Here is a 14,842-nt window from a genome sequence, read left to right as displayed (position 1 = left end):
AACTTTTTGATGATGAGAAGAAGTGAGGAGGCGTTCATCATGGCAGAGAACAACATTGCAAGCAGCGCAAAGGCAGTAGGGGCCGGCATCAGCGGAGGGGTGGGAGTTGGAGGTACCATCGGTACCGCCATAGGCGCTGCATCGGCAATGCCTGCTACGGCAGTCATTGCTCCGGCCATTGTCCCTATCATGATAGTTGCTGGTGTAGCTGGTGCAGTGGGCAGATGGCTGGGCAGGGACTAAAGCCAGCCATATTGCCCTGGCTGGCAGGTATAGACGATTGATTTGTAGAATATATATACCCGGATGGGTATTGATTACGAAATGGAGATGACTGAAATGCGAAAGGTGTTTTTTTCTACAGTTATGATGACCCCTGATAATCCAGGTAACAGGGTAGTCTACCAGAGCCGTGACTTTGACATGGGTGACAGAAATTATTTTGCTCCCATCTCCTATTTACTGGATGCCAACATAGATGAAAATGATGATATACTGATTATCACTACCCTGACGCAGACTACTAACCCGGAAAATAACTATAAGATCCTGAGAAAGGAAATGGAGGAAATACTGGAAGCCCATAAAGCCAAGGCATCCTTCGTAGAAATCTATGAACCTGATCACACGAAGCAACGCGATGAGATGGATTCCCTGACTTTCAGCCGTCATTTCCAGGAGATTTCTGATTACTTCCAGGATGGCGACCGCATCTATGCAGATATGACCTTTGGTATGAAGTGCAATACCATCTGCAGTCTGATTGCCATGTCCTACGCCGCCAAGGCCGGACAGGATGTAGATGTGGACTGTATGGTATATGCCCAGTATTATCGTGGAGATACGGATACTTCTCCTACCTCCGATATTATCGATATAACCAGCCTTTTCTATATCAACACTTTGGTGAACAATACCAAGCCCGGGCAGAAAAAGAGCACTGATGAATTCCTGAGGTTCATGATCGGTTAAATAAGGCGGTGAGAGTGATGAACGCGAATCCTGAGATAGATACGCTGTTGCAGGAGGTCTTGGCGCTGCAAAGCAGGGATGATCTCAATCACCATGAAGAAAAGGAACTGTATGAAAAGAAAAGGTCACTGCTAGGAGACATCTACGCTTTGATTTTCAAAAGAAATGAAGAACGTGACAATTTGTTATTCTTAGATTCTTTTGAGGAAATATTTAAAAAATATTGTAAGGAGAATAAACACGACTTTGTAGCTGATATAAGGAAACGTTATAAATTAAAATGCAAAGGAGTAGAAGCTGAAAAACTCGAAGAAGAAAATCCTGAGGAAGTGGAAATAAGGAAAATAGCAATCAGGGAATCTTTACGTGACATTGCATTGAAACATGGTATGGACTCCAAGGATATAACTGCAGCGTTAAAATTTAATATGCTGAACAGCAAACGTGTGCACCAATTTTTAGTATCAAATTGTGGATATTCTGATGAAGAATGGAAAGAATTTCAAAGGACTGTATTCGATAGGGTACATACAGGCTCTATGGATGCCGAACCTAAAGACGACTCCAGTAAAAATGCTTTTTTGATAGAAGCGTCAAATAAGATAGTGGATAGCCAGGCAGAAGATGACGGTGATGAAAATGAAATGAATTATCTTTATAGTGACGCTATGGACTATGTATTGGAGAATTCCAATAATTATACCGATAAGAGGGGGAATAAGCGTCAAAATGAAGCACAAGGGTATTGGTCTATACAATTTGTAAAAGGAGATGTAGGAAAGAAACGAGCTGAAGAAAAGAAAGATTATATTAATCTGGAATTCTATAATGCTAACAAATATCTCTATGGGAAATATGAAGAAAAGATTATTTTAAGTGAAATAAACAAAGAGAAAGACACAGATAAAGATATTTCTGATAAACTTACAAACCTTCGCAAAAAACTTGTCAAAAAGATACATAACATACTTATGCCCAGAATGTCTGATGAACTCAATTTGCGTCCAGATACCTGGAGAAAAAATTATACTGAAATAAACACATATATATGGCATTTGTTTAATAAATGGCATTTGGTTAAAGAAAAAAATTAAATAAAGAATATCTATAGTCGCTTGCATTTGCATGCGGCTATTTTTTTGCCCGGAAATGCCAAAAGTTGGCAGCAGGAACGGTGATATATATTGAAGGGCAATAGAACGCGAAAAAATATTTCGCAGAAAATGCCAAAAGCCGTTCCCAGGAGCGGTTATATAAAGTGAGAACATTTCAAGCGTATAGGAAAGGACGTGTCTATTATGGCAAAAATGAATCATGTGAACGAAGCAGCGGTAGCTATCCAGCAGAATACTGGTGCAATCAAGCGTGCGGCCAAAGGTATGCTGGCCTACGAGAGAATGGGGGAAGGCCTCTCTAACCTGAATACCATGCGTGGGGGCACCAAAGGCTTCAAGGGGTTCGTCATGGAAGAACTGGAAGCCGGACACGCCAGCGCCCTGGGACGACATACAGAAGTCATCAACAACAACGGTATCGCAGACCTGCGGTACGTCAAGTCAAATGGCACCGAAGTGCTGCAGCAGGTGAAGTCCGGCTACAAGCCCAAGCAGATTGACTTTGGCGAATACACTGGGCAGGAGGTCCTGCTGGACAAGGGCAACACTCACATCCAAACTTTCAAGGAAGCCGGCAGCAAAGTGGGTGTGAAAGTGCGCGAAGGTCATGTGACAGATGCAGAAGCCAAGAAGCTGGCAGATCTCATGCAGCGTGAGAGCAGAATCACCGGCAGCTCCAATGCACCTGTGACTTCCCACCTCTACAGCGGTGCCAAACGAGCAAGCGCAGCCCACAGTGTGGGGCTCAAAGCCGCCAAGTCCAGTGCCATTGCTGGAGCTGGCTTCAGTCTGGGCAGTAATATCGTGGAGGTGGCCAGGGGCAAAAAGTCCGTGAGCGAGGCTGCAGGTGATGTGGTCGTGGATACTGCCAAGGCCGGAGCAGTTGGCTACGGAGCCGGGGCAGTAGGCAGCGTCATTGCCAGTACGACGGCAGGTGCTGCCGCTATCGAAGCTGCCGGAGCGGCTGCTGCCGCCGTAACCTCAGCGCCGGTTATAGGTACAGCTCTCACCGCGGGAGCAACTGCTGTAGGCACGGCAGCCGCAGCTATCTCCACAGGAGCAGGGGCTGCCACCGCTGCTATAGGGCTGACCGCAGCCGCGCCTATCGTAGCTGCCGCCGCACCCTTTGTAGTAGCAGGGGCCGTTATTGGCGGTATTGGCAGCTGGCTCTTTGGAGACTGATGCCAAAAATTTTTGAGCGAAGATGCCAAAAATCCCACTGAAGAGTGGTGTATATAAATAGATAGTTAAGCAACTGTGATATGAGGAGGAAAATATCATGACTTACCGTAACGATGAAGATCTGGAAATCCTGTCCATTGCTGAAGATGATGACCTGCAGGTTCTGATAAGATATTTGACGAGAGATGAGGATGGTGATTTGAGGCTTACCGAAGAACTTTCTTCTACCTCAGGTTATAAAAACAATCGTTATAGCCCCAGAGAGTATTGGCAAGACATTGCTGCTGAGCTGCAGTGCTTTGGCGGCAATACATTTGCCAACTTGTTCCGTGGCGGGAAAGGAGTGCCATACCGTGAGGTGTTGTGCGATGTGTGCGATAACTTGAAGGTGAACTATAATCCCGATGCGGCCATTCCGGTCATCGAAATGAACTTGCTTTGCAAAATCTTGATAAAAGCCGTGGACGAGATGGACGATGAACAGATGAAAGAGCTGATTGAAAACCTGGATATAAAGGTGACTCATTTCACCAAGCAGGCCGTCATAGCCGCTCTGCAGATGATGATCCTCAAAACAGGGTTCACCCCATACAAAATATCTGTCATCGTAGCCAATGCCGTGGCAAGAGCTCTCCTGGGCAGAGGAATCTGTGTTGCTGGTAATGCGGCTCTGACAAAGGCAGTTTCAATATTTGCCGGCCCTGTAGGCCTTGCATTGAATGCCCTTTGGTTTGCCATTGACGTAGCGGGGCCTGCATATCGTGTCACGGTTCCTGCTGTGATTCAGGTAGCGTATATCCGTGCGAAATACAATTTGTATTGAAATCTGAATAAACCGGGCTATGGTACCTAAAGCCCGGTTTATTCAAAAGGAGGCTATTATGGAAAATTCAAGCAAAAGGTTTACAGGTATTCAATTTGATATTGAAGTACCAGCAGATGCTTACGCATACATAAATGAAGAGGACATTTCCCTGGATGATATTCGTCAGGTTATTGAAGAAGCACTGCTGAAATTGAAAATGCCTCAATCTGATGCACAAAATTTTTTCCGCAGCAATAAAAAAGACTTGGGCATCATGTGCAAGTTCCATTGTAACGGAAATGAAAAACTTGAAGTAGAGCTTATTTGGTCCTTCAGGCTCTCAGCCAAGGAATTGAATTTTTCTTACAAAGGCAAGAAGGTTCGTATTTTCCATACCATAGATGATTTAGATACACGCCCATCCAAAGAAAAGGGCACATCGAAACATAAATTTGTTCCCTCAGACGGCTTTGCGACAGTGCTCTCTTATCTGGATGAACTCACAGACAATGAGAGAGATGAAGACCTCATACTGGAGGATATCATCATGCTTTGCCTGGGCCACTATATGAGAGGAGATGTCCTGCAGCTCGAAATAATCGCAGCTCCTTTGGCGGTGTTCAATGTAGATTAGGACGTGATTGAAAATTTTTTAGGAAAGGAATGGACTGATGCTAATGCCTGGATATGCTATGCAGGAAGAGTTCTGTAATGAGTTTGTATATGACACATTGTATGGTACCCATAATAAAGGTGCTGTTTCAGAAAGCAGGACTTTCAGTTTTGATACAGAAAACCAGCAATGGCTGGAAGGAGAAAACTCCAACCTGGATGTTGAAAAAGAAATAGCGGAAATGTACCACGCAGGAGATATGCGCCTGTTTATTCCCTGTCGCTGGACTGTAGAGGCTATGACAACCGGGATTATAGCAGTAACATTGCAGCTCTATATGGCGGAAATAAGGCATGGCAAGGGGCTTTCTATACAGGAAAAGGAATGGCAGATAGAGTGTGACTTGTATCATGGCAAGGTTCAGGCATGGCCGATGGGATTGCTCAAGCCTCGGCAAGGAGGCTGGGTTGGATCGTTTTCCTGCTCTACAGAAGTAGTTTTCCCAGATTTGCTTGGTTCATACTACGTGGAAATACCAACTGTGGTCACTGAGGCGGCCATGTCCTATATGCAGAACGTGGCCGAAGAAGAATTCGGTTTTCGTCCAACGTATATTGGCAACATACATGGTTTGGAGCATATGATTGCTTACTGCATGCGTCCACTTGATCTAAATATCTATAGGCTTCGCGATTTGATAGGCAAGGATTATGACAACATCTTTCCCAGGGATCAGAGGGACAATTATCGTCCTCTCTGTGAATTCTTCCAGCTGACTCATCCACCCAAAAGTCTCAGAAAAGCATATGCCGAAGCCTCGGAGAATATTGTGGCATACTTGCTTCTTTGGCAACTGGGGTTCCGTGACATAAATATTATCCGAAGGTTTTTCCACCGCGACAAGTTATTCAGCTTCCGTTTGATGGACCTAAGATATAACCAGGAGGAATCAAAACTGACATTTCCAGTCTATAATGAAAGCGCACGATATCTTCGCTGGCTTGAGAAGTTCTGCCACGGTTTTCTGCGCCATCGCAAAGAAACACAACTGGCTAATTGCTTGCATCCTTTAGCTGTGCAAGATGGATGGCTGCAAAATGACATTGACATCCTGCGTATGTTTGCGGCATCAGGTGCTGACCGAAATGATATGGCTCTGCATCCAGATACTATGCGTACTCTTTTGAGGGAAGGCTTCACCCAAAACGTCCATGACCTGTTGATGGATGAATTGCCTGGGATTATCCAGCGCAGGCCGCGAGGTGGGTACGATTTGGGGGCACTATTGCCGCCCGAAAAAAATATGGAATTCCAATATACAGACAAAGAACTTGGTTATGCAGGTAAGATCAAAGGATATCAGATTGTATTGCCCAGGGACACTAATGAACTACGAAGATACGGAAGAATTTTTCATAACTGTGTAGCCAGCTATGTATCTAGTGTACTTGAAAAGTTGACACTCATCCTGGCGCTGAAAAAAGGCGAGAAATATATTGCCTGTTTAGAAGTGAAGCAGAACCGGCTTGTGCAAGCTAAAGGTCCCTGCAATCAGGGGCTGGCCAGAGATATAGATGAAATTCTCTGCCTATGGGCAGAAAACAAGAAAATTGCTTATAAGAAACGCAATCAGATTTATTGAATATTTGCGTATGAAAGGATGTGTGAAAATGCTTGAAGACTTAGTGGCTCAAGGGAAAGTTGCATATGCAAAAAAGGACTACAAAACGGCAGCTGTCATCTATGAAAAAGCAATGGAAGCAGGAAATGCTCGTGCCATGAATTTCCTTGCGGGGATGTATCTATCGGGGTTAGGAGTCAAGAAGGATCAGGAAAAAGCGTATGAATTATTTAAGAAAGCTGCCGAGGCTGGAGATCAATTAGCTATAAGTACAGCAAATATATTGGGCTTGATACATGTGCCATCGCCATATGAGCAATTTAGAACTCGCATAGAGGAAGTACATGTAATCCGTAAAGAAGGAAAATACCAAGAGGCTCTGCATAAATATGTCGAATTTGCAAGGAATAATGAACTTTCTTATGAATATCAGGCTGAGTGTATGTATTGGATAGGCATGATGTATAAGGCAGGACAAGGTGTTCCACAAAATGTTAAGCGAGCTAAGGAATGGTTACGGAAGGCCGCAGATAAGAACTATGATGATGCTATAGCTGCATTGGAATTAGATAATGAAGTTATTTGCAAAAATGACCAAGCCAAGGTAACGATATGTATTAGGAAATATAATGAAACCATCCATGCAGCAGAAATACTGGCTCAGTTAGCACAATTGTTTAAATCGGACATAGAATTTCATGAGAAGGGCAAGACTGTCGATGCTAAGAGCATCCTCGCAGTAGCAAACTTGGAATTGCATAGCGATACAGTAGTCGATATAACTGCAAAAGGTGAAGATGCTGAAGAGGCCGTAACGAGAATCGTAAATCTGATATCCAGCAAATTTAATCTGAAAGATGAGTACATAGCAAATCTTATTTCCACGGGAAAAATAAAAATAGTAAAGAAAACTTATAAGACAGTAGATTCAGCTGCTGACTCACCTGAAATTGAGTGTGGAGACGGTTATGCTAAGGCGATAACATGTATCAAGCATATATATGGAATACATTATAGGCCAGCACATATCTGGGTACAATTAGCAAATTTGTTTACAGCTGACATAAAATTCCGAGCTAAGGGAAAGGCGTATTGGGTTGATGCTAAAAATATACTGATGGTTATGGGATCGGCACTGCTAAAGGGGACAAAAGTTGAGATATATGCAGAAGGAAAAGATGCCGAAGAAGCAGTAAAGAGACTGGCGAATTTAATATATAGCGGGTTTGATATAGAGGAGGAATATATAGCAGATTTGATTTCTAGTGGGAAGTTAAAATTAGGAATCCCTGATGATTCAATTTTGGCGACTAAATGTGTTCCGACTAAAAGCAGAGATTCTCTAGCTCCATATCCAGCATTGTTGAATTTGTTACATAAAAATTAATATTTGATGATCATGATGGTGAATGACCTAGTGACTGAGGGATAAAGACATGGAAAGTTGGTTAACTCAAGGCAAAAGATTTTATCGCTTGAAAAACTACAAGATGGCACTGGACTGCTATGAAAAGGCAATAGCTGACGGTGATGCGGAAGCTATGTATCTGGTTGCCTGTATGTATAAATCCGGTACCGGTGTAGCAAAAAGTATTTGCAAAGCTAGAGCAATGCTTACACAGGCTGCTGATGCAGGCTATAAAAAGGCTGCAAATGTATTGCCAATGCTTACTAGTACTTCATATGGCCAACGGTGTTTTTATGTAGATGAAATTTTCAAATTAAGAGAAAAAGGGAAATACCAAGAAGCTATGGAGGAGTTCCTCTATATAGTGGGTAAAAATGAAAAGCCGGATGATTATACTGGTGAATGTATGTATGGAATAGGTATGATGTATAAACTGGGGGAAGGAGTTCCTAAAGATGAAGTGATTGCAGAAGAATGGCTGAGAAAGGCAGCGGATAACAATAGCTGGAACGCTGTAAAAGAATTGAAATTGGACAGACGCATACCGGAAGTTATATGCGAGAATAATTGTGCTAAAGCCACTGCGTACATACGTCATAACATCAGAAGACGTGAAAATCCAGAGATAATCTTATTGCAACTATCGGGCTCATTTTCCTCAGATATTAAGATTTATATACGAGGAAAGTGTATAGATGTCAAGGATTGGTTCTCAATGTTCAAGGTGTCTCCTAGATGGGAAAGGGGGACAAAATTAGACATAACTGCTGAAGGAGAGGATGCAGAAAAAGCCGTAGACCGTATAGCGGGGTTGTTTTACAACAGATTCAGCAAGAGATATCTTGAAAACTTGATTTTGGAAGGAAGAATAAATGAGGAATATGTTCCCTTAGAGAAGAGGACTGTTAAACCATTTGACGAAGCCGAATTTTTAAGTAAATGCATGGCTAAATTTCCTGATATTCGCAAAAGATATAATTTGGATGAAGATACATTGCAACGAGCAAAACAAAATCCTTTATTTGAGCCTCTGGCTGAGTTGATAATGAAAGGCTATACCGAGCAGGGGATACTTGAGCTAAAAAAGAAACTACCGGCATGGGAAAGCAGACGGTTTAGTTTTATGGATATATATCCATGGGAAGTATGTTTTAGTCCGAATTTTTTTAATCATAGCAATCCTACTGCTGATGCGGTTAACAGTATGTCCAGCTATTATGATGAAAAGTGCTCTGGATTAAGATCTGAAATGGAATCTTTGCAGCAATTTGAAGATGAGATTAAGCGCAAGGAACAACTGGTAGCTACTGGTGATATAAAGACGATTATTGCTCTGGGAAAGCTCTATGAAAAAGGTGGGAAATGGTGTAAGCCTGACAAAGGAAAAGCCCGCTTGTATTATCAGCGTCTCAAAGATGCATGGGATAATGTTTGGGCGAAAAGGTATGAGTCATGGCTTGATAAGGCAGTACAGGATAGCGGTTTGGAAAGGCTGGGAAATCTTGGCCGTGAATATATTGACGGCACTTTTGCAGAGAATGCTCAAAAAGCATCAGATGCAAAATTTCAGAGAGAAGTAGCATGGCTGAACAAAGCAATAAAAGCTGGCGATGGCTGGGCTGCCTTTACAAAAGGAAATCTGTGTTACTACGGTTATGGGTGGTGGAAAAATCGCAGGAAGGATGCATATAATTATTATATCAAAGCAGCTATATCCCAAAACGCCATCCGTGCTCTGGAATTGGAAAGAATAAACTTAGAACGAATGCAAACAACCGATTACCCTGTTCTAAGAGAGTTTTTATATGTTGTTCAATGAAAATCATTCTATTCCATGGCAGGACAAGGGTGATAGTTACCTTCTCGGAGGGCAACAGACAGTTATATCACGATAATTGATTATAAGAAATATAATTAGGTTTAGGAGGATATTTAAAATGTATGAAATGAAATCAGAAAAGGAAAATATGGGAGTTCTTAAAGTGGCTTGTATCGGAAAAACTGCCAATTACTGGAAAAATAATCTGCCTGATGATGCACAGAAGTTTTTCCTGGAAGGTGATCCAACAGATGATACCACATGGAATACTGCGGTAGATGTTGGCTTTATTATAGCAGATAGCAGGGAAGATGGTGCCTTAGAAGCTTTTAAGGCAGCTATAGATACTATGGGGAAGCGTGATGCTGTACTGTTCCCTATGTTAATATCGGATGGCAGTATAACGCTTGATGTGCCATTTATGAATTTGGACATCAATAAATTTTCTTGTGAGCCTGAAGCTTATGATTACATATATATGGCTGTGAAAGCAACATATGAAATTGTTGATTCTTTTGGCATAATCGAGCTTGATTTTGATGATTTGCGGGCTGTTTTTGCTGACAAAAAAGAATTGATTTTTGAAATGGGTGAAGCTACTGGTGGGAATGCAGCCCAAGTAGCTTGTGAAGATGCTTTACGGAAAATATCTGCATTATGGGGTGATGTAAGCTCGGTGAAAGGTGTTCTGCTTAATGTGATAGGTCGGGAAGAAAATATGAGCATGTTTGAAGTGCACGAAGCAAGTGTAGCGCTGACTGATTGGCTGGATGAGAACGCCAATATAATTTGGGGTGCATCTGTTGATGATACTTTAGGAGATAAGATTCGGGTTTGTTTATGGATGGCTAGGTGAAATAAAGCTATCAATGAATTCTGCCTCATTTGGGTGATATAAATGAGGCAGAAGCATCATTGAGTGAAGGAGAGTGGTTTTATGTATGCGTTATTAAGAGATTCGGTACATAAACTTCTGGCAACATTGCAAGAGAGTGATGAAGAAAGTAATTCTGATCAGAAAAAACATTCAACTATAGCATGGGGCAAAGAAGATGTTGTAAAATCTGGTGAGAGTATTGCTAATAATATCAAAGTTATATTTCTGGATGTGGATGGTGTTTTGAATTCAAAGCAGGATGGCAATTCGCTCCAGTTAAGGACGGACTTGCATTTGCAATTGCTGCGGGAAATTATTGCATCTACAGGAGCTAAGATTGTTTTGTCCTCATCGTGGCGGGCTGGATTCGCTAAGGCAAGAAATACGCTTTCTAATAGGTTGAGGGAATATGGCCTGGAGATTATGGATAGCACACCTGTGCTGCCAGGGCTAACATGTCGGGGCGATGAAATACGCCAATGGCTGAATGACAGCGGACAGTCAGTAGAAAGATTCGTTATCTTGGACGATGATGATGATATGGCAGAATTCACAGATACAAATTTAGTGCAGACTGATCCAGAGATTGGATTGCAGGAGAAGGATGCAGTCAAGAGCATAGAATTGTTAAATTTAGAATAATATAAGGGGTAAAAAAATGGACTGTGCAAATGCACAGTCCATTTCTATTACACTGGAACAAGGAAGCTTATTTGTTGATAAGCTCCAGGATTTCCTTAGCGCGGCCTTCAGAACCGAGAACGTCCTTGATCTTGTGCTCGACGAGCTCCTTGATGTAGGAACGGCCGTCAGCAACATACTGACGCGGATCGAAGTGCTCCGGATGAGCTACGAAGTGCTCACGGATACCAGCGGTGAGAGCCAGGCGCAGGTCGGAGTCGATGTTGATCTTGCAGACTGCGGACTTAGCTGCCTTGCGGAGCTGATCCTCAGGAATGCCGATAGCATCGTCCAGCTTGCCGCCGTTAGCGTTGATGATCTGAACATACTTCGGAATAACGGAAGAAGCACCGTGGAGAACAATCGGGAACTCAGGAATCTTCTTCTCGATCTCTGCCAGGATGTCAAAACGCAGCTCAGGCGGTACGAGAACGCCTTCAGCGTTGCGGGTGCACTGCTCAGGCTTGAACTTGAAGGCACCATGGGAAGTACCGATAGCGATAGCCAGGGAGTCTACGCCGGTCTCTTTAACGAACTCCTCAACCTCTTCCGGCTGAGTGTAAGCTGCATCGTGAGCGGCAACCTTGACATCATCTTCGATGCCGGCCAGCTTGCCGAGCTCAGCTTCAACGCAAACACCATGCTCATGTGCGTAAGCAACAACTTCCTGAGTGCGCTTGATGTTCTCTTTGAAATCATAGTGAGAACCATCGAACATTACAGACGTAAAGCCATCATCGATGCAGGCTTTGCAGGTCTCGAAATCAGCGCCGTGGTCGAGGTGCAGAGCGATAGGAATATCGTTGACTTCCAGAGCAGCCTCAACGAGGTGACGGAGATACGGGCCTTTTGCATACTTGCGGGCGCCAGCGGATGCCTGCAGGATAACAGGAGAGTTCAGCTCAGCAGCTGCCTCGGTGATGCCCTGCACGATTTCCATGTTGTTCACGTTGAAAGCGCCGATAGCGTAGCCGCCCTCGTAAGCCTTCTTGAACATTTCTTTAGTTCCAACTAATGGCATTTTTCATTACCCCCTAATCTTTATGGTCGAATTAACCTTGTCTATTATACCATATAAAAATCATTTACGGTAGAGTTGAAAGATAATTTTTACAAAGTTGCGCCGTTTGCACTGCCTATAGTAAAATAGGTATGAAATAATTCATAGAACGGAAGTGTGAGAATATGGAAGAAAAAGAAAGAGAAGGCCTGCCGAACCTGCAGTGGTTCCCGGGGCACATGAAGAAAGCCCAGCGGCTCATTGAAGAAAATCTCAAGCTGGTGGATGTGGCCATCGAGCTGCTTGATGCCCGCATTCCCTACAGCAGCGCTAATCCCATGCTGGCAGAGATCATCAAGGACAAGCCAAGGCTGGTGGCGCTGAACAAGTCAGATCTGGCTGACCCAGAGCAGACCCGCGCCTGGGTGACGTACTTCAAGAGCCAGGGCATAGCGGCTGTTTCCATCGATTCCCTGAACGGCAAGGGCATGAAACAGCTGGTGAAGCTGGCAGAGGATTTGGCCCGTCCCAAGACTGAGAAACTGGTGAGCAAGGGGGGCAAGGCCAGGGCTGCCCGCTGCATGATCCTGGGCATTCCCAATGTGGGCAAGTCTTCCCTCATCAACCGGCTGGCAGGTTCCGCCAAGGCCAAGGCTGCCGACAAGCCGGGGGTTACCCGGGCCAAGCAGTGGATTAAGCTGGGCAGCAATCTGGACCTGCTGGATATGCCCGGCATTCTCTGGCCCAAGTTCGAGGATATGACTGTGGGGCTGAAGCTGGCCTTCACGGGAGCCATCAACGATGATATTTACGACAGGGAAAAGGTTACGGCCCTGCTCCTGGAGACTCTGCGCCGCGATCACCCCGAGAGGCTGACAGAGCGCTTCAAATTCAAGGGTGAGCTGCCGGAGACGGGGCTGGAGCTTTTGGAAGCTGTTGGCAGGAAGCGCGGCTGCCTGGTGAAAGGCGGCGTGGTGGATTTGGAAAAGGCCGTCAATATCGTGCTGACGGAGTTCCGCTCCGGCAAGCTGGGGGTTGTGACCCTGGACGAAGTTCCCGCGGAAGAAAAAGCAGAGGCAGCTGAGGGGAGCGAAAAAAAACTTGATTGATTTATCGAAAATGACGATAAAAGATATTGAGAGGCTTTTTGCGGAAGGCCCTGTGACGGAGGAATTGCTGGAAGCCTGCCGCCAGGACAGCCGCAAGGCAGCAGGCACTATCCTGCGCCGCTATGAGAGGGCCCAGAAGGAAAAGGAGAGGCTCCTTTCCCTCTATGATTTCGAGCGCCAGGCCTGGGCAGAAGGCATGGAGATAGTGGCGGGCGTGGACGAGGCCGGCCGCGGTCCCCTGGCAGGGCCTGTGTCTGTGGCAGCAGTGATCCTGCCACATGAGCTGGAGCTGCCCCATCTCAATGATTCCAAGAAACTCTCCCCTGAGCGGCGGGAGGAGCTTTTCGCTGAGATCCAGGAAAAGGCCATAGCCGTAAGCAGCGTGCTGGTGGATGCCAGGACCATTGACAGGGTGAATATCTATCAGGCTACCCTCAACGGCATGTATGAGGCTATCTTCGGCCTGAAGCCTGAGCCTCAGCAGGTATTGGTGGATGCAGTGCCTCTGGCGGCCCTGCCCATGCCCTCCCGCTCCATCATCAAGGGTGATGCCAAGTCCGCCTCCATTGCGGCGGCCTCCATCATCGCCAAGGTCACCCGTGACCGGCTGATGGACGAATATGACAAGCAGTATCCGGAGTACGGCTTTGCCAGCCACAAAGGCTATGGCACAGCCCAGCATATAGAGGCACTGAGGAAATTCGGCCCCTGTCCCATACACAGAATGTCTTTTGAACCTATAAAATCCATGTTTGAACAGAATCAGCCTTTGTGATTATTATCCTGGAAGGGTGACAAGATATGCCTTTGGAAGCGGGAACACAGGTAAATGTGGGTATTCGCCCGATAGAAAGACCTCAATCTTCAGGCGGTCCTGACCGGGTTGGCCAGCGCACAGGCGGCAGTTCGGCGGAGGCCTTTGCGCCGCGTACCAATGTGGCCTTGCAGGCGGCTGTAGATGATATGGCAAGCATACTGGCCAAAGTAGCCAGCGCTCATACTGAAGCTATGGAAAAAATGCCCCAGGAACTGCAGGAAGTCATCAAGAATGTGCTGAAGCAGGCCTTTTCTTTTGAGGAAACCCTGGGGCAGGGGCTGGGCAGTACCGTGGAAAGCCAGCGCTTCACGCAGGAACAGCTGGGAAGTATGGCCAGGATGCTCAGCCAGATGGGGGCAATGGCAGAAAAGGGGGAGGCTCCCGCTGTCAGTGATACTATGCAGGTGCTTCTGACCAATCTCAAGGCCATGGTGAGCAGCGGCAGTGCTGAGGGCAAGATACTGGAGCCGGTGTTGCTGCTGAAGGCTTCCTTTGAGATGCTTTTGGATAAGAATTTTGACGAGCTGCCCCAGGAAATGCAGCAGCTGCTCTTGTCATTGCAGCCCAAAGGCCAGCCTTCCATTATGCCCTTCGAAGAAGGAAGCACTCTGGGATTTCTGAAGCAGCTGGTGCAGTTCTTCATGCCCAGACCAGCCACTACGGAGGGCGGACAGCCGCAGCCGCCTCAGCAGGAACAAGCTCAACAGGGCCAGCAGGGACAGCAGGGTCAGGCTGCGCAACAGGGGCAACAGATGCAGCAAACGCCCCAGGGGCAGCAGTCTATGCCCCAGCAGGGCCAGCAGATGCAGCAGACACCCCAAGG

The 14,842-nt window shown here is 45.5% G+C and carries 14 protein-coding genes and 1 pseudogene; 14 read left to right on the top strand and 1 reads right to left on the bottom strand.

Translation table 11 applies throughout. The features are described 5' to 3' along the window. The 11 genes from BLW59_RS16130 to BLW59_RS16080 all read left to right on the top strand — a co-directional run. On the top strand, positions 1–243 hold a 243-nt coding region (locus tag BLW59_RS16130), incomplete at its 5' end, for a hypothetical protein (protein ID WP_217634649.1). Between the two features lie 96 nt (positions 244–339). Continuing rightward, a complete protein-coding gene (locus tag BLW59_RS16125) occupies positions 340–972 on the top strand; it encodes a TM1812 family CRISPR-associated protein (RefSeq protein ID WP_074698745.1) in 633 nt (210 codons plus the stop codon). A 14-nt stretch (positions 973–986) separates the two neighbouring features. Further along, on the top strand, positions 987–2,066 hold the full coding sequence (locus tag BLW59_RS16120; RefSeq protein WP_139283731.1) for a hypothetical protein: 1,080 nt from the start codon (positions 987–989) through the stop codon (positions 2,064–2,066). Positions 2,067–2,270: 204 nt separating this feature from the next. Then, positions 2,271–3,269, top strand: coding sequence for a hypothetical protein (locus BLW59_RS16115; protein WP_074698739.1), 999 nt, complete (start codon positions 2,271–2,273; stop codon positions 3,267–3,269). Between the two features lie 97 nt (positions 3,270–3,366). Further along, a complete protein-coding gene (locus tag BLW59_RS16110) occupies positions 3,367–4,092 on the top strand; it encodes a DUF3944 domain-containing protein (RefSeq protein ID WP_074698737.1) in 726 nt (241 codons plus the stop codon). Between the two features lie 58 nt (positions 4,093–4,150). After that, positions 4,151–4,708 carry a hypothetical protein gene (locus BLW59_RS16105; RefSeq protein ID WP_074698735.1) on the top strand — a complete coding sequence of 186 codons (558 nt, stop codon included), beginning with the start codon at positions 4,151–4,153 and terminating at the stop codon, positions 4,706–4,708. Positions 4,709–4,745: 37 nt separating this feature from the next. Then, positions 4,746–6,329 carry a PcfJ domain-containing protein gene (locus BLW59_RS16100; protein ID WP_074698733.1) on the top strand — a complete coding sequence of 528 codons (1,584 nt, stop codon included), beginning with the start codon at positions 4,746–4,748 and terminating at the stop codon, positions 6,327–6,329. 28 nt (positions 6,330–6,357) lie between these two features. After that, positions 6,358–7,695 (top strand): HPr family phosphocarrier protein, encoded by a 1,338-nt coding sequence (locus BLW59_RS18260; protein WP_074698731.1) that lies wholly within the window; start codon positions 6,358–6,360, stop codon positions 7,693–7,695. Positions 7,696–7,744: 49 nt separating this feature from the next. Beyond that, entirely contained in the window at positions 7,745–9,535 is a 1,791-nt protein-coding gene (locus BLW59_RS16090) for an HPr family phosphocarrier protein (protein WP_074698729.1), read from the top strand. 118 nt (positions 9,536–9,653) lie between these two features. After that, positions 9,654–10,391, top strand: a complete 738-nt coding sequence (locus BLW59_RS16085) for a hypothetical protein (protein WP_074698727.1) — start codon at positions 9,654–9,656, stop codon at positions 10,389–10,391. 81 nt (positions 10,392–10,472) lie between these two features. After that, positions 10,473–11,054, top strand: a complete 582-nt coding sequence (locus BLW59_RS16080) for an HAD domain-containing protein (protein WP_081348581.1) — start codon at positions 10,473–10,475, stop codon at positions 11,052–11,054. A gap of 67 nt (positions 11,055–11,121) precedes the next feature. Here BLW59_RS16080 and fba read toward each other — a convergent pair whose 3' ends face one another. Further along, positions 11,122–12,114, bottom strand: coding sequence for a class II fructose-1,6-bisphosphate aldolase (gene fba, locus BLW59_RS16075; RefSeq protein ID WP_074698724.1), 993 nt, complete (start codon positions 12,112–12,114; stop codon positions 11,122–11,124). Between the two features lie 164 nt (positions 12,115–12,278). Here fba and ylqF point away from each other — a divergent pair, with 164 nt between their 5' ends. The 3 genes and pseudogenes from ylqF to BLW59_RS16060 form a co-directional block, all read left to right on the top strand. After that, positions 12,279–13,202, top strand: coding sequence for a ribosome biogenesis GTPase YlqF (ylqF, locus tag BLW59_RS16070; RefSeq protein ID WP_074698722.1), 924 nt, complete (start codon positions 12,279–12,281; stop codon positions 13,200–13,202). A gap of 10 nt (positions 13,203–13,212) precedes the next feature. After that, the gene (locus BLW59_RS16065) at positions 13,213–13,977 is read left to right on the top strand and encodes a ribonuclease HII (protein WP_074698720.1); all 765 of its coding nucleotides are present in this window, start codon (positions 13,213–13,215) and stop codon (positions 13,975–13,977) included. Between the two features lie 26 nt (positions 13,978–14,003). Further along, positions 14,004–14,842 (top strand): annotated as a pseudogene (locus BLW59_RS16060) (hypothetical protein); the annotation flags it as partial.

Source organism: Selenomonas sp. KH1T6, from assembly GCF_900108415.1.
Classification (GTDB): domain Bacteria; phylum Bacillota; class Negativicutes; order Selenomonadales; family Selenomonadaceae; genus Selenomonas_B; species Selenomonas_B ruminantium_A.
Note: the sequence above shows the minus strand (reverse complement) of the source record. Positions and strands in the feature narration are given on the sequence as shown.

Coding starts and splice junctions, on each gene's coding strand:
- BLW59_RS16125 (WP_074698745.1), top strand. CDS start 340: ATGCGAAAGGTGTTTTTTTCTACAGTTATGATGACCCCTGATAATCCA.
- BLW59_RS16115 (WP_074698739.1), top strand. CDS start 2,271: ATGGCAAAAATGAATCATGTGAACGAAGCAGCGGTAGCTATCCAGCAG.
- BLW59_RS16110 (WP_074698737.1), top strand. CDS start 3,367: ATGACTTACCGTAACGATGAAGATCTGGAAATCCTGTCCATTGCTGAA.
- BLW59_RS16105 (WP_074698735.1), top strand. CDS start 4,151: ATGGAAAATTCAAGCAAAAGGTTTACAGGTATTCAATTTGATATTGAA.
- BLW59_RS16100 (WP_074698733.1), top strand. CDS start 4,746: ATGCTAATGCCTGGATATGCTATGCAGGAAGAGTTCTGTAATGAGTTT.
- BLW59_RS18260 (WP_074698731.1), top strand. CDS start 6,358: ATGCTTGAAGACTTAGTGGCTCAAGGGAAAGTTGCATATGCAAAAAAG.
- BLW59_RS16090 (WP_074698729.1), top strand. CDS start 7,745: ATGGAAAGTTGGTTAACTCAAGGCAAAAGATTTTATCGCTTGAAAAAC.
- BLW59_RS16085 (WP_074698727.1), top strand. CDS start 9,654: ATGTATGAAATGAAATCAGAAAAGGAAAATATGGGAGTTCTTAAAGTG.
- BLW59_RS16080 (WP_081348581.1), top strand. CDS start 10,473: ATGTATGCGTTATTAAGAGATTCGGTACATAAACTTCTGGCAACATTG.
- fba (WP_074698724.1), bottom strand. CDS start 12,114: ATGCCATTAGTTGGAACTAAAGAAATGTTCAAGAAGGCTTACGAGGGC.
- ylqF (WP_074698722.1), top strand. CDS start 12,279: ATGGAAGAAAAAGAAAGAGAAGGCCTGCCGAACCTGCAGTGGTTCCCG.
- BLW59_RS16065 (WP_074698720.1), top strand. CDS start 13,213: ATGACGATAAAAGATATTGAGAGGCTTTTTGCGGAAGGCCCTGTGACG.